The sequence below is a fragment of the Marinobacterium sp. MBR-109 genome, assembly GCF_040547565.1.
GTDB lineage: Bacteria > Pseudomonadota > Gammaproteobacteria > Pseudomonadales > Balneatricaceae > Marinobacterium.
In genome coordinates this window covers 59,906-78,978 of the sequence record NZ_JBEPPZ010000001.1, presented here as the reverse complement: position 1 = coordinate 78,978, position 19,073 = coordinate 59,906, and the positions used below count along the sequence as shown (strand labels likewise).

Annotated in this window: 14 protein-coding genes; 8 read left to right on the top strand and 6 right to left on the bottom strand. The window is 58.2% G+C overall.

Translation table 11 applies throughout. The features are described from left to right. Positions 1–15: 15 nt before the first annotated feature. A complete protein-coding gene (locus ABIE60_RS00395; RefSeq protein WP_354466856.1) occupies positions 16–1,272 on the top strand; it encodes a DUF2254 domain-containing protein in 1,257 nt (418 codons plus the stop codon). 71 nt (positions 1,273–1,343) lie between these two features. On the opposite strand, the gene ABIE60_RS00390 is transcribed toward ABIE60_RS00395, so the two are convergent. Further along, the gene (locus tag ABIE60_RS00390; RefSeq protein ID WP_354466854.1) at positions 1,344–3,479 is read right to left on the bottom strand and encodes a BCCT family transporter; all 2,136 of its coding nucleotides are present in this window, start codon (positions 3,477–3,479) and stop codon (positions 1,344–1,346) included. A 241-nt stretch (positions 3,480–3,720) separates the two neighbouring features. Here ABIE60_RS00390 and ABIE60_RS00385 point away from each other — a divergent pair, with 241 nt between their 5' ends. Genes ABIE60_RS00385 through ABIE60_RS00375 form a run of 3 tightly spaced genes read left to right on the top strand, consistent with a single transcriptional unit; the run spans position 3,721 to position 8,955 of the window. Continuing rightward, a complete protein-coding gene (locus tag ABIE60_RS00385; protein ID WP_354466853.1) occupies positions 3,721–5,463 on the top strand; it encodes an autotransporter assembly complex protein TamA in 1,743 nt (580 codons plus the stop codon). After that, positions 5,460–8,687: a translocation/assembly module TamB domain-containing protein gene (locus ABIE60_RS00380; RefSeq protein WP_354466852.1), complete on the top strand. Its 3,228-nt coding sequence runs from the start codon at positions 5,460–5,462 to the stop codon at positions 8,685–8,687. The genes ABIE60_RS00385 and ABIE60_RS00380 overlap by 4 nt, the downstream gene beginning before the upstream one ends. Positions 8,688–8,712: 25 nt before the next feature. Continuing rightward, on the top strand, positions 8,713–8,955 hold the full coding sequence (locus ABIE60_RS00375) for a Rho-binding antiterminator (protein ID WP_354466851.1): 243 nt from the start codon (positions 8,713–8,715) through the stop codon (positions 8,953–8,955). A gap of 17 nt (positions 8,956–8,972) precedes the next feature. Here ABIE60_RS00375 and ABIE60_RS00370 read toward each other — a convergent pair whose 3' ends face one another. Next, positions 8,973–9,833: a universal stress protein gene (locus ABIE60_RS00370; protein ID WP_354466850.1), complete on the bottom strand. Its 861-nt coding sequence runs from the start codon at positions 9,831–9,833 to the stop codon at positions 8,973–8,975. 10 nt (positions 9,834–9,843) lie between these two features. After that, positions 9,844–11,334 (bottom strand): SulP family inorganic anion transporter, encoded by a 1,491-nt coding sequence (locus ABIE60_RS00365; RefSeq protein WP_354466848.1) that lies wholly within the window; start codon positions 11,332–11,334, stop codon positions 9,844–9,846. Positions 11,335–11,741: 407 nt separating this feature from the next. Here ABIE60_RS00365 and cysP point away from each other — a divergent pair, with 407 nt between their 5' ends. From cysP to ABIE60_RS00345, 4 genes are read left to right on the top strand one after another with little or no spacing between them, the layout of a single operon-like run. Further along, positions 11,742–12,737: a thiosulfate ABC transporter substrate-binding protein CysP gene (gene cysP / locus ABIE60_RS00360; protein ID WP_354466847.1), complete on the top strand. Its 996-nt coding sequence runs from the start codon at positions 11,742–11,744 to the stop codon at positions 12,735–12,737. Between the two features lie 10 nt (positions 12,738–12,747). Next, positions 12,748–13,638, top strand: coding sequence for a sulfate/thiosulfate ABC transporter permease CysT (gene cysT, locus ABIE60_RS00355; protein ID WP_354466845.1), 891 nt, complete (start codon positions 12,748–12,750; stop codon positions 13,636–13,638). Between the two features lie 6 nt (positions 13,639–13,644). Continuing rightward, positions 13,645–14,508 carry a sulfate ABC transporter permease subunit CysW gene (cysW, locus tag ABIE60_RS00350; protein ID WP_354466843.1) on the top strand — a complete coding sequence of 288 codons (864 nt, stop codon included), beginning with the start codon at positions 13,645–13,647 and terminating at the stop codon, positions 14,506–14,508. Then, on the top strand, positions 14,505–15,599 hold the full coding sequence (locus tag ABIE60_RS00345; RefSeq protein WP_354466842.1) for a sulfate/molybdate ABC transporter ATP-binding protein: 1,095 nt from the start codon (positions 14,505–14,507) through the stop codon (positions 15,597–15,599). Before cysW ends, ABIE60_RS00345 begins: the two co-directional genes overlap by 4 nt. Before the next feature lie 7 nt (positions 15,600–15,606). On the opposite strand, the gene cfa is transcribed toward ABIE60_RS00345, so the two are convergent. The 3 genes from cfa to ABIE60_RS00330 are packed head-to-tail and all read right to left on the bottom strand — an operon-like array spanning position 15,607 to position 19,073. Further along, positions 15,607–16,764, bottom strand: coding sequence for a cyclopropane fatty acyl phospholipid synthase (cfa, locus tag ABIE60_RS00340; protein ID WP_354466841.1), 1,158 nt, complete (start codon positions 16,762–16,764; stop codon positions 15,607–15,609). A gap of 51 nt (positions 16,765–16,815) precedes the next feature. After that, a complete protein-coding gene (locus tag ABIE60_RS00335) occupies positions 16,816–17,679 on the bottom strand; it encodes a metallophosphoesterase family protein (protein ID WP_354466840.1) in 864 nt (287 codons plus the stop codon). After that, on the bottom strand, positions 17,679–19,073 hold the full coding sequence (locus tag ABIE60_RS00330) for a sodium:solute symporter family transporter (protein ID WP_354466839.1): 1,395 nt from the start codon (positions 19,071–19,073) through the stop codon (positions 17,679–17,681). The genes ABIE60_RS00335 and ABIE60_RS00330 overlap by 1 nt, the downstream gene beginning before the upstream one ends.

The window sequence follows — 19,073 nt, the reverse complement described above, 5'->3', positions numbered from 1 at the left end:
ACGAGGGAACATACGATGCTTTTCCACGAGCGTTACCTTTGGCTGTTGCGATATGCCTTGAGGAAGATCTGGGTAAGAGTTGCAGGCTTTGCACTGCTGGCCATTCTTTCACTTGTGGTGGCGCGTATGTTCTCGGGCCGGCTACCTGTTGAATTGACTCAGCGTTCCGGTGCGGCTGTGGTTGAAGACCTGCTGACCATTCTGGCCACTTCCATGTTGGCTGTAACCACCTTCTCGTTGTCCATCGCCGTTTCAGCCTTCGCCGCAGCGGCGAACTCAGCGACGCCTCGTGCCACGGCACTGTTACAGGAAGACAACACGACCCAAAACGTGCTGGCCACATTCATTGGGTCTTTTGTGTTCAGTCTGGTTGGCTTGATCGCGCTGAATGCCGGTTTGTATGACGAATCAAGCCGATCTGTCCTGTTTGCATTTACCATTGCAGTGATCGGATGGGTGGTTTTTGCCCTGATCCGCTGGACAAATCACCTGATGAATTTCGGCAGGATGAGCGACACTCTTGGGCGTGTGGAGGTGGCAGCCACCGATTCTCTTGCTGCACGCATTCAAAACCCGTATCTGGGAGGGAGGCGGCTTTTCAGTACCCCGCCACAGGGGCAGAGGTTGCATGCCACTGCGACGGGCTATGTACAGCACATTGATATGCCCGCACTGCAGGGTATTGCAGATAAGACAGGTGCAAACATCTATCTGTGTCAGCTGCCCGGTCACTTTGTTTATAACGGCAAACCTCTGATGGTAATCACGGGTGCTCAGTTGGACAGCGAAGCCGTTTCGGCGGCCTGCGCTGCGGTTGTGTTGGGTGCGGTCCGTACCTTTGCAGAAGATCCTCGGTTTGGGCTGATCGTGATGGCTGAAATAGCCAGCAGGGCCCTATCACCGGCAGTCAATGATCCGGGAACAGCGATTGACGTTGTTGGACGTCTGCTCAGAGTGCTCTCGCTGTGGTCTGAGCAAAACGAACCTGAGCCCAGCTTTCCAGGCATCCATGTGCCTGTTGTATCCGTGAATGACCTGGTGACCGATGCATTCAGACCCCTCGCCAGAGATGGCGCGGCATTGGTTGAGGTGCAGTGCCGGTTGATCAAGGCGCTTTTGGCATTGAAGTGCCAGGCCCCGGAAGTGTTTGGAGAAGCGGTGAATGTAATGCTCCCCTACATATTTGACCGAATGAATGCGGCAGGTGTTGCCTCTGCCGATATGGACGAGGTCATGAAGATTGTTGGAGGGGTACAGCTTTCTGACAATTAAGTGGTGGGCACCAGCTCAATCAAAACGAAAACACCCCGCATGGGCGGGGCGTCACGGTTCGAGCTGCAGGCTTACTCCTTGGGCCTGTGCTCCTTGAGCTCCTCCTCAAATGCGTCCAGCCCTGCATCGATCTCGGGATGCTCGTGCTCTTCAGGCGTCTCTTCCGGTTTGCTCAGGTCATCATCGTGCTCTTCCATCTGCCAGGGCAGGATACCCGGCGATACATGCAGGAAGTGCAGATACTTCTCGAACTGGTCAAGAATATCGCTGATGATGTCCTGCTGGTCGTAGCCGTATACATCATACGCCTGACCACCGCGGCGCAGGAACACCTCGGCACGGTAGTAGTGTTCATCGCCGTCCGGGTCACGGTCCATCTCCGGGTAGGCGAAGGTCGGCATGGCATAGCCGCGCAGGCGTATCTCATAGATGAACTCCAGCTCACCCGGCTTGATCACATCGATATGGGCACGCCAGTTGTGCTCATCGAAGGTTACCTCGGCGGGCCAGCCTTTCTCTTCAAGCTCCAGCTTCACGCGCTCCATGCTGGTGTATGCCTTGGTGCGGATGAATTTTTCCACATCTTCCTTGCTTGGGAAGTCCACCAATGACGCCAGACGCTTCTTCCAGAACCCCGGCCCCTGTTTGCCGTTGCCACTCTGGCGATGGCTCTGCATGTGACTTTGCAGGCTGGCCTCATGGTGCTGCTCGATCACCAGTGCACGCCACATACCCACCATGGCGATCAGCATGATGATCGCAAAGGGTAATGCACTGACGATGGAAGCGGTCTGCAGTGCCCCCAGACCACCGGCCAGCAACAGTACCGACGCCACAACACCTTCGGTCGTGGCCCAGAATACCCGCTGCCAGGCGGGGGTATGCAGTACGCCGCCGGAAGCCAGTGAGTCGATTACCAGCGACCCGGAGTCAGATGAGGTGACAAAAAAGGTAATGATCAGGATAACGGTGACAAACGACACGATCGATGTCAGCGGCAGGCGCTCAAACAGCTTGAACAGGGCGATGGCGTGATCATCCTGTACCTCCTGGATCAGCTGGGTGTAACCTTCCACCATGATCAGGTGCAGCGCGGTATCACCGAATACCGAGAACCAGAGAAAAGTGAAAATGGTCGGTACCAGCATGACCCCCACCACGAACTGGCGTATGGTACGGCCACGGCTGATCTTGGCGATAAACAGGCCGACAAAGGGGGCCCAGGCGATGGTCCAGCCAAAGATGAACAGGGTCCAGTTACCGATCCAGTCACTGGCGGTATAGGCCTGCAGGCTGAAGGTACGCTCGACAATGTTGCTCAGGTAGCTGCCGGTGTTTTCAACGAAGGTTTCCAGAATGAAAATGGTCGGGCCAACGATAAACACGAACAGCATCAGGGCGATCGCCAGCGCGATGTTGATCATCGACAGGCGCTTGACGCCCTTGTCCATGCCGGCCACCACAGAGATGATCGCCAGCCCGGTGATGGCGGCAATGGCGATGATCTGGAAGGTGGTATTGACCGGAATCGACGGGAACAGATAGTTCACCCCGGCGTTGATCTGTGCCACCGACAGACCCAGAGTGGTGGCGATCCCGAACAGGGTGCCCAGGATGGCAAAGGTATCAACCGTGTGGCCCATCCAGCCGTGGATGCGATCCCCGATCAGCGGGTACAGGGTTGAACGCATCGCCAGCGGCAGGCCGTGGCGGAAGGCAAAGTAGGCCAATGATAGCCCTACCAGACCATAGATCGCCCAGATGTGGAAGCCCCAGTGGAAGTAGGCAATCTGCATTGCCTGCTTGGCCGCGTTAACGGTTTCCGGAACCCCGGCCGGTGGTGAAGCGTAATGCAGCACGGGTTCGGCCACACCGAAAAACAGCAATGCGATGCCGTAACCGGCCGAGAACAGCATGGCAAACCAGGATTTGAAGTCATACTCGGGTTCAGCATGGTCAGGCCCCAGTTTGGTGCTGCCCCAGCTGCTGAACGCTACGCTGACGATGAAGATCAGAAACAATGCTACGGCGAGCATGTAGAACCAGCCGAAGCTGGAAGTAACATAGGCCAGGGTGTCGGCAAACACCTCGCCCGCCAGTTCAGGATTACTGACGGTACCGATCACCATCAGGGCGATGACGATAACGGCCGGCAGAAATACCGGGACCAGAATGGTCGAGTTCCATTCACGTTTTGCGGTCGTCATGGATGACTCCTTTTCAGGAATGTGTAATCGAGCTGGCCGGTACGCAGGTAAGGGTGAACCGGGTCAGCTTCACATCAGTATGACAAGGAATAGCTATCTGGCAAAAACATGAAGTTACCGTTTTATGTCACCTGTCCCTTTCACGGGGCTCATCTTCTGTACAGGCAAGGTGAGCAAGGGAAGATTTTCAGTGCGTGGGCAGGTTAGAATGATGCCAGACTCGATCAAAGGAGCTGCGTGAGTGTCCCTGTTTTGTCGTCCCCGTTTTCTGTTGTTGCCAGCTCTGCTGTTCTGCGGATTGGGTGGCCAGGTGTTCGCTGCTCAGTTTGAACTCGAAGGAGTTGAAGACGAGCTGGCTGACAACGTGCGCGCGATGCTCAGGATCGATGATGCACTGGTACAGACACCTCCGCCCACTGCCAGCCGGCTTCGCTACCTGCATCGTCAGGCGCCGGAGGAGATACGCCGGGCGTTACAGCCGTTCGGTTACTACAACCCTGTGCTTCAGCTTGATATCAAGCTGGATGGGCCAGCAGAACAGTGGCTGGCTCGCTATCGGGTTGATGCAGGCCCGCTTACCCGAGTCCGTTCTGCGCAGCTGGTACTCGAAGGTGAGGGCGCTGAGGACGCGGTGTTGCAGCGGGTCTTGAAGGACACGAGTATCCGAACCGGTGCACCCCTGCGACATGAAGATTATGCGGCCCTTAAAAGCAGCCTGCAGTCGAGGGCGGCCGAGCGGGGCTACTATGAAGCGATGTTCAGACGCAGTGAGATCCGGGTAGATCCCGAACAGAATCTGGCCGACATCGAGCTGGCCTATGACACCGGAATCCGGGCCCGGATCGGTGAGATCCGTTTTGACAAGGCGCCGGTGTCGGAGGCTCTGTTGCGACGCTACCTTCCCTTCGAATCAGGTGATCCGGTCAATACCGCGCATCTGATCGAGCTGCAGCGTAACCTGATCAACAGTGATTACTTTGCCGATGTGGAGGTCAGACCTCAACTGGCGGAGCTGGACAATGCAGAGCTGCCGATCGATATAAAACTGACACCGCGCAAACGCAGCCTCTATCAGGCCGGTTTCGGCTACGGTACCGATACAGGGGCGCGCATGCAGGTGGGTCTGACTCGGCGTTGGGTTAACAGCCGGGGGCACAGCCTGAACAGCCGGCTGCGGTTGTCTGAAATTCGCCAGCAGTTTACGACCAGTTATGAAATTCCCGGCTTTCAGCCAACCACTGACCGCTTTGCGCTGAACCTGAAACTGCAGGATGAGCAGTCCGATACCATCGACGCCCGCAGCTACGGCATCGGTGGCAGCTGGCAGAAACAGATCGGTGACTGGGAGCGGCACCTGTCACTGGATTGGGAGCAGGAAAGCTGGGTGTTTGAGGGGGTTGAGCAGGATTCCACACTGCTTATCCCGAGAGCCCGTTTCAGTCGAACCATCGCGGACAACCGTCTTAACACCCGTAAGGGGCATCAAATCAGTTTTGGCGTGGGTGTGGCTTCGCAAAACCTGCTGTCCGATACCGATCTGCTGCAACTGGATCTGCGCGGCAAGCGCGTCGACAGCCTGTCTGACCGCTGGCGTTTGCTGTCCCGTGCCGAGCTGGGCATCACGCTGATCGATTCGGTTGATGACCTGCCGGCCACCATGCGTTACTACGCCGGTGGTGACAGCAGCGTGCGGGGTTACGACTACCAGTCGCTGGGGCCGGTCGGCCGTGACGGTGATGTGATTGGCGGGCGCTATCTTGTGACCGGCAGCGTGGAGGTCGACTATCTGGTTCGCGAGAACTGGCGTGTGGCGGCCTTTGTCGATACCGGCAACGCCTTTGACGACACTGATACAGAGCTGAAAACAGGTGCAGGTATCGGTGCTCGCTGGCAGTCGCCGGTGGGGCCGGTGCGCCTTGATCTGGCCATGCCTCTGGACGAGAGCGGCTGGCGCATACACTTTACTCTGGGGCCTGATTTGTGAGACCGCTGTTACGCTGGAGTCTGGGTACACTGCTGATTCTGCTGCTTGGCATCCTGCTGATGCTGGCGGCCATTCTGTTTCTACCTTCCGGTACCCGTTTTGCGCTCAACTTGAGTGCCAATCTGATGCCCCAGCTTGAGCTCAGGGGCATTGACGGCACACTGACATCCGAGCTGCAGATTGGCTATCTGCGTTTTGCCCAGAATGACCTGAGCATCGAGGTAGAACGGCTGGCACTGCACTGGCACCCCTGGTCGCTGCGCGACCCACGCCTGAAAGTGTATGAGCTCAGTGCAGAGTCCGTGAACATTGCCTTGCCGGCATCGGTTGAAGAAGAGGCTCCGGTACAGGAAACAGCCACTTTTCAGCTGCCGGAACTGCCTGCGGTGGAGTTGCCGCTTCAGCTTGAGCTGGATCGCGTCAATGTTGGCCGGATACGCGTTACCCAGGGAGAACAACTGCTGCTGGACGAGCTGGGTGTAAGCCTGGCACTGCACAGCGAAGGCCCGCTGCTGGTGATCGACTCACTGCAACTTGAACAGCCCGGCAGCCAGTTGCAGTTGAGCGGCTGGACCGAACCGGCGCGGCAGTTTCTGAGCCACCTTGAGTTGCAGGGCTCAACCGATCTGACCCGTTGGGTACAGCTTGAACACTGGCCGGAGTCACTGCCGCTGAGTGCCGATCTGGTGCTCGACCTGGATGGCGCTCAGCGTCGACTGGAGGTGCAGCTGCAGGCGCAGCAGGGTGATACGGTGTTGCGGCTGCAGTCACAGGTGGATGCCAGGGAGGCGATCCAGCTCGACTATCAACTGAGCGTTGAGGCTATAAACCCGGCACTGGCAGCCCCTGATTGGCCGGGGCAGCTGGAGCTGTCGGCCAATGGTCGCATTGAGTTGGGGACGCAGCTGCCACAGTTGTCGCTTCATCTGCAGTCATTGCAGGGGCAGTTGCGACAGCAGCCCATCAGCTTGAGCGCCAGGGTAGCGGGTGATACCCGACAGTGGAAAATTGATGCGTTTGATCTTCGCTACGCCGGTGCACGAGCACAGGCAAAGGGTGAGGTCAGTGATCGTCTGGACTTGAGTTGGGAGTTGCAGGCACCCAATCTGACGCGGTTGCTGCCTGACGCGCGTGGACAGCTGTCACTCAGTGGGCAGTTGAAGGGCGCACTGCTGCAGCCTGCCGTGACCGCCCGTGTACGTGCCAGTGGGCTGGGCTATGCCGATCAGGCGAGTCTGGAGCGCTTGAGTGGCGACGTGGCGCTGGACCTGTCCGGTGGCAGCGACTGGAAGGCAGACCTGCAGCTGGATAATGCCGCCGCAGCCGGGCAGACCATTGAGCGGATCAGATTAAGCCTTAACGGCAAGCCGGAACAGCACCGCCTGAGCCTGTCTGCCAACGGCTCGCCGGGTCGGCTGGAGCTGGACGCCGCCGGTGGCTGGAGCCCGGATCAGCGGCGCTGGCAGGGGCAGCTCAATCGACTGGAGCTGCTGCCCGAGCCGTTCAGTCAATGGCGCTCGGTGGCACCTGCGGCGCTCATGATCTCAATGCAGGACTACCGCCTGGAGCGTTTATGCCTCGATGAGCAAAGTGCCGGAGGGCGTCTGTGCCTGCAGGTAGACGGTGATTTTGCCGGCCGTACGCAGGCAAGGGCCGAGCTGGACGAGCTGGCACTGAGCATGTTGGAGCCACTGCTTAATGGCATGCAGCTGACCCCAACACTCTCGATGCAGGCAGACTTCACCCAGCAGCCTGGCAGCCTGCCAAGACTTAAGGCAACACTGACAACCACGGCCGGTGAGCTGACCCCGGCACAGGCGGACCAGTCGGTTACTTTGGCACCACTGAATGCGAGCATCTCGCTGCTGGAAGATCGTCTGCAGGTGAGAGCCGATACATTGCTGGAAATGGTGGCTGGAGAGCTGGCGCTGGAGCTTGATGTTACGGGCCTGAGCCAGCAACAGCGGCTGCGTGGACAGCTGCGCCTCAGTGCGGACGATCTGAGCGACGTGCAGGTGCTGGTACCGGACCTGCAGAACCTGAAAGGTTTTGTCCGTGGCGAGCTAAGCCTGGCCGGTACACTGGCAAAGCCGGAGGTGGCAGGGGAGATCAGCTATCGCGAGGGCAGTGTAGAACTGCCGGCAATGGGATTGCTGATCGCGCCGATTGAGCTGCAGCTGGCGCAGGCCCAATACCCCGGCCTGATCCGTTTTTCGGGGTCGGCCCGTTCCGGTGACGGAGGGCTGCAACTGGACGGGGAGTATGATCTGGAACAGCGCACCGGTGATCTGACCCTGAAGGGCGAGCGTTTCACCGCCATGAACACACAGGAGGTTCGTGCCCTGATCAGTCCCGACCTGACCCTGAGCCTGTCTCCGGAGTCGATCCGGCTGGGCGGGACTCTGGGGGTGCCGCAGGCGATGATATCAACGCCCAAGTCGCGTGAAAGTGCCGTGCAGCCATCCTCGGACGTTGTTATCGTCAAGGATGGCGAGGTCGCCGAGAAGGAGCCCGTTATACCCGTATATGCCGACATCCGCATCGAACTGGGTGACGATGTGCGGGTCGATGCGCTGGGCTTCAAGGGCCGTCTGCTGGGGGCGTTGCAGATAGAAGAGTCACCGGGTCAGACCACACGGGCAACAGGCAGCATCCAAGTGGAAAGTGGCGAATATCGTTTGTATGGTCAGGACCTGCAAATCAGGCGTGGCAGTCTGGTGTACACGGCAGGCCCGGTGGACAATCCGGGGCTTGACCTGCGCATCGGCCGTCAGGTGGATGACGTGATGGTGGGGGCCAATGTCAGCGGCACTCTGCGAGAGCCTCGCATGGATCTGTATGGCGAGCCGGCCATGCCGGACAGCAGCGTGCTGTCTTACCTGCTGCTGGGCAAGGCACCGGGGGAAAGTTCCGCCGGTGAGCAGCAGATGATGCTGCAGGCGGCACTGGCACTGGGCATGAATCAGGGCAACAAGATCACCGGCAACCTGCGTGAGGCGTTTGCTCTGGACGAGTTTGGCTTTGACAGTGATGCGAGCGGTGAGTCGGCCTTTTTCATTGGCAAATACCTGTCACCCAGGCTCTATTTGCGCTACGGCGTAGGGGTGATGGATGCCGTCAATACCCTAAGCCTGAAATACAAGCTGAGTGAAAAGTGGCGTGTTGAAGCGCAAAGCAATGAACTGGGCAGTGGCGCCGATCTGCTCTATACATTGGAGCGCTGACGGTAAACCCGGGGCGGGAGTGCAGATGAATTGTGACGAGCACGACTATATCGAAATCGCCTGTACCTTCCGGATGCATGTCCGGCTGATACTGACATCAGGTGAGCTGATTGAGGGCAGGGCGCTGGATACGCAGCGCAATGATGCCGGAGAGGAGTGCATCAAACTGGCCGTGGGCGGTGAGGAGGTTCTGGTGATACAGGACCAGATCAGGAGGATGGAGGCGCTCAGTGAGAATCCGCACTTTCAGAGTGTCGGGTTCTCCTGAGCGAATCGGTGCGCTGATCAGCGCAGCAGCAGCAGCGGAACCTTGCTGTTGTGCAACATCCAGTTGGTCATGCTGCCCACCAGAAACTGGCGGATGCGGGAGTGGCCCCAGGCGCCCATCACCAGCATGCCGATCTTATGCTCTTCCACATAACTCAGCAGGGCAGTGCGCACCTCTTCCTGCTCCAGCTCAGCGGTGGAGACCTCGAACCCGGCCCCTTCCAGCATGGTTTTGGCATTGGCCAGTTGTTCGCGCTGGCGCTCCAGGCGCTTGCCAGCCATCACCAGATGGCAGGGAATACCCTTGAACAGCGGGCTTTGGGCGACCATTTTCAGAGCCTTGTTGGCGGTCACGCTGCCGTCATAGGCGAGCATAAAGCGTTCGGGTGCTTTGAAGTTGTCCAGCGCAACCAGAATCGGCTTTTGCAGCGTACGGGTGACATTCTCCAGATGGCTGCCGACGGCATCACTGGCGCTGTCATGGGCTTCACCCTGACGACCCATCACCAGCAGGCGGGTATCCGGCTCAAACTCCAACAGGGTATCGACCAGAAAGTCGTGGCGCTGCAGTTCGCTGATCTGCTCACTGGACACACCGGCTTCTTCCACCTGCTTGTGGGCTTCAGCCAGCATGAAACGCCCCTGTTCCAGCATCAGGCGACTGCGTTTGCCATCCAGCTCGGCCAGCTCTTCCAGCAGATGCTCACGAGTGCCCAGGCCGATATTGCCGCTCATGTTGCCTTCGGCCGGGTAGTCGGTCTTTTCCAATACATGCAGCAGCTCCAGCGGTGCATCCAGCTGCTGTTGGGCCCAGGCGGAGGCTGCACACACGTTGATGGCGGCCCGTGATCCGTCGATACACGCAATAATCTTACTCATCGTCTGCTCCTCAGTGCCCGGCCATGAATTTTTCGACTTCTTCCGGCTTATTGTGGATCGCCTGCTTGTCCACAATGGTGCGACTGGCTTCATTGAGGCCAATCACGTCAACTTCCACGCCTTCGCGGCGGAACTTGATCACGACCTTGTCCAGTGAGCCAACTGCCGTTATATCCCAGAAGTGTGCCTGACTCAGGTCGATTACGACCTTATCAAGCACTTCCTTGAAATCAAAGGAGGCGATGAATTTTTCCGCCGAGGTAAAGAACACCTGACCGGTGACGGTGTAGGTGCGGGTGGCAGTCGCATCATCCTTGCTGGAGCGGATTGCCATATACTGGCCCACCTTGTTGGCGAAGAACAGTGAGGCCAGCAGCACACCCACAAATACACCGATCGCCAGGTTATGGGTGGCAACCACCACGGCAACGGTAGCGATCATCACGACATTGGTCGACATCGGGTGTTTCTTCAGGTCACGGATAGAGGCCCAGGAAAAGGTGCCGATGGAGACCATGATCATCACCGCAACCAGCGCGGCCATCGGAATTTTGCTGATCCATTCGTCCAAAAAAACCACCAGAATGATCAGGAACAGGCCCGCTACAAAGGTGGACAGGCGCCCGCGACCACCGGATTTCACGTTGATAATGGACTGGCCGATCATGGCACAGCCGGCCATTCCGCCCAGCAGGCCGGAGCCGATGTTGGCGATGCCCTGGCCCTTGCACTCACGGTTACGATCGCTGCTGGTATCGGTCAGTTCATCGACGATGTTGGCGGTCATCAGCGATTCCAGCAGGCCGACCACAGCCAGACCAACCGAGTAGGGCAGAATAATCATCAGGGTTTCAAGGTTAAGCGGTACATCAGGCCAGAGGAAGATCGGCAGCGTATCCGGCAACTCGCCCATATCGCCCACGGTGCGGATATCTATGCCGAACACCATGGCGACGGCAGTCAGGACCACGATGCAGACCAGTGGTGAGGGCAGGTTTTTGCCGACCACTGGAATGTAGGGAAACAGGTAGATGATACCCAGACCGGCCGCTGTCATGGCATAGACATGCCAGGTCACATCGGTCAGTTCAGGCAGCTGGGCCATGAAGATCAGGATGGCCAGCGCATTCACAAAGCCGGTCACGACCGAGCGTGACACAAACCGCATCAGATCCCCCAGTCTGAGGAAGCCGGCCAGAATCTGAATCACACCGGTCAGCAGGGTGGCGGCCAGCAGGTATTCAAGGCCATGATCCTTTACCAGCGTCACCATCAACAGTGCCATCGCACCGGTGGCAGCGGAGATCATCCCCGGGCGACCGCCCACGAAGGCGATGATCACGGCGATACAGAAAGAGGCGTAAAGACCAACCTTGGGGTCAACGCCGGCGATTATGGAAAAGGCGATCGCTTCGGGAATCAGGGCCAGGGCCACGACCGTCCCGGCCAGCAGGTCCTTGGGGACATTGGAAAACCAGTCCTGTTTGATTTTTTGCAGCATTGCGGTTCTCTTGAGTTTTGACGTATTGAGTCAGGTTTTATTACCGACAGACGAATCAAAACAGGGCCGCTTTTGGGGCACAGGCCCACGCACGGCGCGCTGACGGCAACATCAGAAACGGAAGGCTACCTGTAAAAACAAGGCAGCAGTGGGCTCGCCATGACAGGAAGTGTCTCGGAGCCGTGTGACAGGAGTATTAGGGCGGAGTGATCTTCACAGCGCATCCTGAATCGGGTTGAACAAAGAGCGCAACATTATACAGATCCTGAGTGGCAGGTACAGGCGATCCTTTTCAGTGGTATTAATATAGCTAATCTGCATATAAGTATAAAATTATAAGATTTCTTTTATTGATTTCCTTTTGTTATAAAGGATCCATTCTCAAGACCCGAACAAAAGGTGAAATCATGAAACACTGGATCAAGGCTGCTGTACTGGGCGCCGCCCTGCTGTCTCAGCCGGCACTGGCACAAGAGCGTGAACTGCTCAACACATCATACGACATTGCCCGCGAGCTGTTCGCTGACTACAACGAGCACTTCAAGGCACATTGGCAGGAAAAAACCGGCGAAACTGTTGCCATCAAACAGTCTCACGCTGGCTCTTCCAAGCAGGCCCAGGCCATTCTGCAGGGGCTGCGTGCCGATGTGGTGACCTTCAATCAGGTCACCGATATCGATATTTTGCATGAGCGCGGTAATCTGATTCCGGCCGACTGGGCCGAGCGTCTGCCCAATGCCAGCTCTCCCTATTACTCCACCATGGCGTTTCTGGTACGCGAAGGTAATCCGAAAAACATTCAGAACTGGGATGACCTGATTCGTGACGATGTGGCCCTGGTGATGCCCAACCCGAAAACCTCGGGCAATGGCCGTTACACCTATCTGGCCGCACTGGGCTATGCCCAGAAAGTGTTCGGCGATGACCAGGCCAAAATCGATCAGTTTCTGGCCAAGCTGCTGCGCCAGGTAAAAGTATTTGATACCGGCGGCCGCGGTGCCACCACCACTTTTGTTGAACGTGGCATCGGTGATGTACTGCTGACATTCGAGAGCGAAATTCTCAACCTGGCCGACAGCCATCAGGGTGCCTATCAGGCAGTAACACCGAAAGTCAGCTTCCTGGCCGAGTTCCCGGTGACCTGGCTGGAGAGCAACAACGAGCGCAATGGTACAACCGATCTGGCCAAGGCCTATCTGGAAGAACTGTACTCGGAGGCGTCTCAGCGTCTGCTGGCCGGCTACAACTACCGCGTGCACAACGAAACCGTGAAAACCGAAACGGCTGATCGTTTCCCTGAAGTCGAGCTGCTGCCGATTCAGGCCATTACCGGCAGCTGGCAGAAGGCGATGGATGAACATTTCGCCAGCGGTGGCAAACTGGACCAACTGCAGCGTCGCTAGGAGCGGATAGGTGACTTCACGGCAACTCTCTGTACAGCCACCATCAGGCGCTCCCTCCGGGGGGCGCCTTTTTGGCAAAAAAGGCAAAAGGGTTCTGCCCGGTTTTGCACTGAGCCTTGGCATCTCGCTGTTTTTTGTCAGTCTGGTGTTGCTGCTGCCCATCAGTGGGCTGGTGGTGGAAACCTCAGGCATGGGCTGGGGGCGGTTCTGGTCGGTTATCACGGACCCACGGGTTGTGGAGTCCTACAAGGTAACGGCCTGGACAGCGCTGGCAGCCTCGCTGTTCAATGGTGTGTTCGGCCTGTTGTTGGCCTGGGTGCTGGTGCGGTATGAGTTTCCGGGCAAGCGGCTGGTCGATGCCGTTGTGGACCTGCCTTTTGCACTGCCTACAGCGGTTGCCGGTATCACCCTGGCGGGGCTGTTTTCGCAAAATGGCTGGTACGGCCAGTGGCTGACACAGCTGGGAATCGATGTGGCCTTTACGCCGCTGGGCATTGTGGTTGCCATGTCGTTCACCAGTATCCCCTTTGTGGTGCGTACCGTTCAGCCGGTGCTGGAAGACCTGGCTCCGGAAGATGAAGAGGCGGCGATCACACTGGGGGCAAGTGATACACGGGTGTTCCGTCAGGTAGTATTTCCGGCGATATGGCCGGCACTGGTGACCGGTATCGCGCTGTCCTTCACGCGTAGCCTTGGCGAGTTTGGCGCCATCATTTTCATCGCCGGTAACATGCCTTATGTGAGTGAAGTAACCAGTTTGATGATCTTTATTCGGCTGCAGGAGTTTGACTATGCCGCTGCCAGTGCCATCGCCTCCGTGGTACTGCTGGTGTCGCTGGTACTGCTGTTTGCAATCAATCTCTGGCAGGCACGGTTCCTGCGTCGGCTGGCGGGACGGTAAGGCGATATGAAACGTGCACAACACAACCGTATTGGTGATCAGCCCTGGGTAAAATGGTCACTGGTTGGGCTGACCCTGACGCTGGCGGTACTGCTGTTGCTGGTGCCGCTGGTGCTGATTTTTGTGCAGGCGTTCAGTGCCGGGGTAACAGGCTATATGGAAAACCTGAGCGACAGCATCACCCTGCATGCCATCGGCCTGACCCTGCTGGTAGCGGCACTGACGGTGCCACTGAATCTGGTGTTTGGCACGGCGCTGGCCTGGGCCGTTACCCGGTTCCGTTTTCCCGGGCGCAAGCTGCTGATCACCCTGATCGATATCCCCTTTGCGGTATCACCGGTGGTGGCGGGCCTGTTGTATCTGGTGCTGTATGGCAACAACGGCTGGGTAGGGAGCTGGCTCAGCGACTACGACGTTCAGTTGATGTTCGCCTGGCCCGGTATCGTCATGGTGACAGTGTTTGTCACCTGTCCCTTTGTGGCCCGTGAGCTGATCCCGCTGATGCAGCAGCAGGGCAGCGAAGAGGAAGAAGCCGCGGTGGTACTCGGTGCCTCGGGCTGGCGGCTGTTCCGCAAGATCACCCTGCCCAACATCAAGTGGGCGCTGATTTACGGCGTGGTGCTGACCAATGCGCGGGCAGTGGGCGAGTTTGGTGCCGTGTCGGTGGTGTCCGGCAACATCCGTGGTGAAACCAACACACTGCCGCTGCATGTGGAACTGCTGTATCAGGATTACAACATCGTAGGGGCCTTTGCCAGTGCCTCTCTTCTGGCGGGCATAGCCGTTATTACCCTGGCGGTAAAAGGGTTTGTGGAGTGGCACCAAAGCCGCGAAACCGAAGCAACACCGAGTGACAGGACAGGCGCATGACCATCAGAATCGAACAAGTAAACAAGTTCTTTGGTAATTTTCAGGCGCTGCATGATGTGAATCTGGAGATTCCCGAAGGTCAGCTCACGGCCCTGCTGGGGCCGTCCGGCTCCGGCAAGACCACGTTGCTGCGCATCATTGCGGGTCTTGAGAGCAATGATCAGGGGCGCATCCTGTTCGGTGATCGGGATGTGAGCAAGCTGCACGTGCGTGATCGCAATATCGGCTTTGTGTTCCAGCACTATGCGCTGTTTCGCAACCTGACAGTGGCGCAGAATATCGCCTTCGGTCTGGAGTCACTGCCACGCCGCGAACGCCCTTCAAAAGCCGAGATCGGCAAGCGGGTGAATGAGCTGCTGGAGATGATTCAGCTGCCGCAGCTGGCAGATCGTTATCCCGCTCAGCTGTCCGGTGGGCAGAAACAGCGTGTGGCTCTGGCACGGGCACTGGCGACCCGGCCGCGGATTCTGTTGCTGGATGAACCGTTCGGGGCGCTGGACGCGAAAGTGCGCAAGGACTTGCGCCGCTGGCTGCGCAGCCTGCATGACGAATTCCACTTTACCAGCATCTTCGTGACTCACGATCAGGAAGAGGCGCTGGAGTTGTCCGATCAGGTTGTGGTGATGAGTCATGGTCGGGTGGAGCAGGTCAATACACCCACAGAACTCTATGCCCGACCGGAAAGCCGCTTCGTGTTCGATTTTCTGGGGCATGTGAATGTGCTCTCGGGACAAATCGACACCGATCGACTGAGCCAGGGTGAGGCCTGGGTCCGGCTGCCGCAGGCCGCGCCGCAAGGCGAGGCACAACTCTGCCTGCGCCCCCATGAGGTCAGACTGGTCGAGCAGCCCTCCGAGCATGCCTACCTGCCGTTCAACATCGAAGCGGTCAGCCTGATCGGCTCAGAGGTGAGGGTCGAGTTGCGCCCGGATGGTTGGGCCGGTGACGAGATCTGGGAGGTTGGCATTAGCCATGCCGAGTTCAACCGGCGGCAGCCCAAACGTGGCGATCGCTGCTTCGCGGTGCCTGATGTGGGGCATCTGTTCGTGGGTGCAGCCAGCAAACCGCAGACACTGGTTTGGGCGGATTGAATCGGCTTCAGGTGTAGCGGTTGTATCCGCCACGGACACCATGGCGTGAGAACACCCACTGCCACAACTGAATGTCGCGGGCACGGAAGGCTCCGGCGCAAGAGAGCAGGTAATAGCGCCACATGCGATAAAAGCGCTTGCCCAGTTGCTCTCTGAAGCGGGGCCAGGCAGCCTCGAAGTTGGCATGCCAGGCCATCAGTGTTCTGTCGTAGTCGGCGCCAAAGTTGTGCAGATCCTCGGTCACAAACAGACCGGCAGCCGCATCACCGATCTGACCAATGGAGGGCAGGTCCCCATTGGGGAAGATGTAGCGATCAATCCAGGGGTCGGTCACTGAATGGCGCACATTCTTGCCGATGGTGTGCAGCAAAAACAGGCCGTGGTCTTCCAGGCAACGCTCGGCCACCTGCATGTAGGTGCGGTGGTTGCGCCGCCCCACGTGCTCAAACATGCCAACGCTGACGATGCGGTCAAAGCGTCCATGCACCTCACGGTAGTCCTGCAGATGGAATTCGAGGCCAAGATTGCTGTAGCGCTCCTGGGCCCAGCGCATCTGCTCTTTGGAAATTGTCACGCCGACACATTTCACGCCGTAGTGCTCGCTGGCATACCCCATGAAACTGCCCCAGCCACAGCCGATATCGAGAACACGCATGCCGGGCTCCAGTTCCAGCTTGCGACAGATCATGTCGAGCTTGGCTTCCTGCGCCTGTTCAAGTGTTTTGGCATGTTTCCAGAAACCGCAGGTGTAGGTCATGCGCGGGTCCAGCATGGTGGCATAAAAGTCGTTGCCCAGATCATAATGCCGTTCCCCGACCTGCCAGGCACGCTTGCTGTTCTGCAGGTTCATCAGCCGGGCTCGCAGGTAATGCAGCAACAGGCGTGAGGGGCGAATGTACTGATCCAGACGCGCACTGAGGGCGCGGTCAAAAAACTGATCCAGTCGCTCGCAGTCCCAAAGGCCATCCATGTAACTTTCGCCCAGCCCCAGATTGGCCTGGGCGATGACCCGGTCGAACAGCTCTGGTGAGTGTACCTGAATATCCCAGGGTCGAGAGCCGTTGACCTGAATGTCAGCCTTTTCCAGCAGCGCTTCGATGAAGTGCTCTGAGGCGCTGTGCCGTCGCCTTAGTAAAGAAGGGGTGTTGAGGTTACCAGTGTTCATGCCTGCCTCCGATCCTGATTGAGACCTGTCTGAAACCTTTAACCTCTATGTTTAGTTCATGGAACTTTGCTTTGCCAGTTCAAGCGGTTTGATTTGCAGCGGCTGTCCACTCAACTGTCTGTCCCGGTGAGGCAAAATATCGACACTGGGCCAGAGCCCGGTAATCAGCGCCTGCGCATACGCATCACAAAGGTCGGCTTGTTGCATCCGTTGTCGGCTTTGCTGTGCCTGATACGGCAGCCGGTGCCAATGGGCGCTGATGTCATCGTTGTCAGGTTTCAGCAGCAGATACCAGCCATCCTGCGTGCCATCGTTGGCTGGCATGCCAATGACACCGGCATTAAGCCAGTAGCCGGTGTCCAGCCGCTCGCCAAAGGGAATACCGCAATGGCCCCCGACCACTGCATCGGCAGCGGTGGCTGACAGACGTGCCTGTTTCAGTGCCTGCGCAGTGCCCGGGAAGATGAACTCGTTGATGCTTTGAGTGCTGCCATGTACCACGCTGAATCGGAGTGAGCCCAGCTGAAAATCCAGTTGCCCCGGCAGCTCGGCCATCCAGTACTGCTGCTCCGGGCTGACCCGTTGGCTGGCGTAGCGATACCACTCGATCGACAGCAGTGAGCAGCTGCTGCCGCTGTCAAATCCACAGCCGCAGTCGGGGGCATCTGCTCCCAATGATTGCTCGCAGTTACCCTGTACCACATGGATGCCCCAGCGCCTGATCAATTCAAGAGTTTCGGCAGGCTCGGCGCAGTAGGCGATGACATCACCGGTGCAGATGATCCGCTCGGGCGGAATCTGCAGCCGCTGTGCTTCGGCCTGCATCGCTTCGGTGGCGGCCAGGTTGCTGTAGGGGCCACCAAACAGCAATACAGGCCCGTTCAACAGTCCCAGGTCCCTCTTCGGGTTGATCATCATGGCTGTACCTGCATCCGGCTGTCCGATGGTCGGGGGCGGCGGGCACTCAGGCTGCCGATCTGGAACATCAGGCAGCCGATGACCAGCACGGCCAGTGAGATCCACAACAGCTTGGTGTACTTGTGTGCCTCGCCCAACAGAGCGCTGTAGCCCGAGGACTCGGTGAAATAGAGCACCGCACCCCCAAGGGCTACAACAAAGCTGCCCAGATAGCTCCACAGCGGAATGTCGCGTTGATTGCCCCACAGGCTGAAAAAGATGACCGGGGCCAGGTACATGGACGCGGTACCGCTGACCGCCACGGCGCTGAACAGGTCCTTGTTGCCCCAGAACACCAGCGCCAGCCCCAACAGCATGAACAGCACCATGGCGATACGGCCGTTGTTTACCCGTGCCGGGACCAGCTTCATATCCATCACCACCAGTTTGGCGGAACTGGACAGGGTGCTGTCCAGGGTCGACATGGCCGAAATCACCAGCGTGGCACTGAACAGCAGCATCGGCCACTCACCCAACAACCGGGTGAGCGCCTGGTTCATGTCTTCACCGCTGAAGGCACCGGCACCTGCAATGACGCCCAGTGAGCCAAAGGCGAGAATGCACAGAGTGCTGATCCAGCCTGCGTGGATGAAGCTGCGCCAGGTGGTACGGCGGTCGGCAAGGAAGCCGCGATCCATCATCACCGGGTCATGCATCGGGTAGCTCCACACCTGCAGCAGGGCAACCAGCAGCAGAATCGGGCCGGGATCACTGATGGCAAAGGGCTTGAAGTCGAGCAGGGTGGCAGAAAAGTGGCCACCGCCGACGGCAAAGATCAGCAACAGCCCCAGCACCGCAAGGAATACCAGCATCTGGAACAGGTCGGTGCGCAGGCTGGCGTGCAGGCCACCGAGCATGGAGTAGATGAGGGTCACCAGCGATACGGCCAACACCGCCAGGGTATAGGCCTGAGAACCGGCCACACCAAACAGAATACCGATCACCAGCAGGTTGGCGAACACCTCGCTGATCAGACGTACGCCGATCACCAGGTTGTAGCAGCGGGTGCCCCAGTGGCCGAAGCGCTCATGCAGGAATGCCTGAATGCTCGTGTGTCCCTGCCGAAAGCGCAAGTGGTCAATGATCAGGGCGCCGGTAAAAAACGACAGGTAGTAGGCGGCGTAGGCAAGCGTGCCCCAAATGCCGTAGTAAAAGCCCAGGATGGCGGCATTGAGCAGCGAACGGGCAAAGATCCAGGTGGTAACCTGAGAGAAAATCAGCGTGATCAGCCCCGGTGCATTGCCTTCGGCAGAGCGGCCATGAAAAAAGCCGCTTTCCTGTGTACTGCGGCGGGACAGAAAAAGCGAGAAAGTAGCCACGATCAGAATCAAAACAGCCAGTGAAGTGTTCAT

Coding starts and splice junctions, on each gene's coding strand:
- ABIE60_RS00365 (WP_354466848.1), bottom strand. CDS start 11,334: ATGCTGCAAAAAATCAAACAGGACTGGTTTTCCAATGTCCCCAAGGAC.
- ABIE60_RS00330 (WP_354466839.1), bottom strand. CDS start 19,073: ATGAACACTTCACTGGCTGTTTTGATTCTGATCGTGGCTACTTTCTCG.
- ABIE60_RS00370 (WP_354466850.1), bottom strand. CDS start 9,833: ATGAGTAAGATTATTGCGTGTATCGACGGATCACGGGCCGCCATCAAC.
- ABIE60_RS00395 (WP_354466856.1), top strand. CDS start 16: ATGCTTTTCCACGAGCGTTACCTTTGGCTGTTGCGATATGCCTTGAGG.
- cysP (WP_354466847.1), top strand. CDS start 11,742: ATGAAACACTGGATCAAGGCTGCTGTACTGGGCGCCGCCCTGCTGTCT.
- ABIE60_RS00375 (WP_354466851.1), top strand. CDS start 8,713: ATGAATTGTGACGAGCACGACTATATCGAAATCGCCTGTACCTTCCGG.
- cysW (WP_354466843.1), top strand. CDS start 13,645: ATGAAACGTGCACAACACAACCGTATTGGTGATCAGCCCTGGGTAAAA.
- ABIE60_RS00335 (WP_354466840.1), bottom strand. CDS start 17,679: ATGATCAACCCGAAGAGGGACCTGGGACTGTTGAACGGGCCTGTATTG.
- ABIE60_RS00390 (WP_354466854.1), bottom strand. CDS start 3,479: ATGACGACCGCAAAACGTGAATGGAACTCGACCATTCTGGTCCCGGTA.
- ABIE60_RS00345 (WP_354466842.1), top strand. CDS start 14,505: ATGACCATCAGAATCGAACAAGTAAACAAGTTCTTTGGTAATTTTCAG.
- cfa (WP_354466841.1), bottom strand. CDS start 16,764: ATGAACACTGGTAACCTCAACACCCCTTCTTTACTAAGGCGACGGCAC.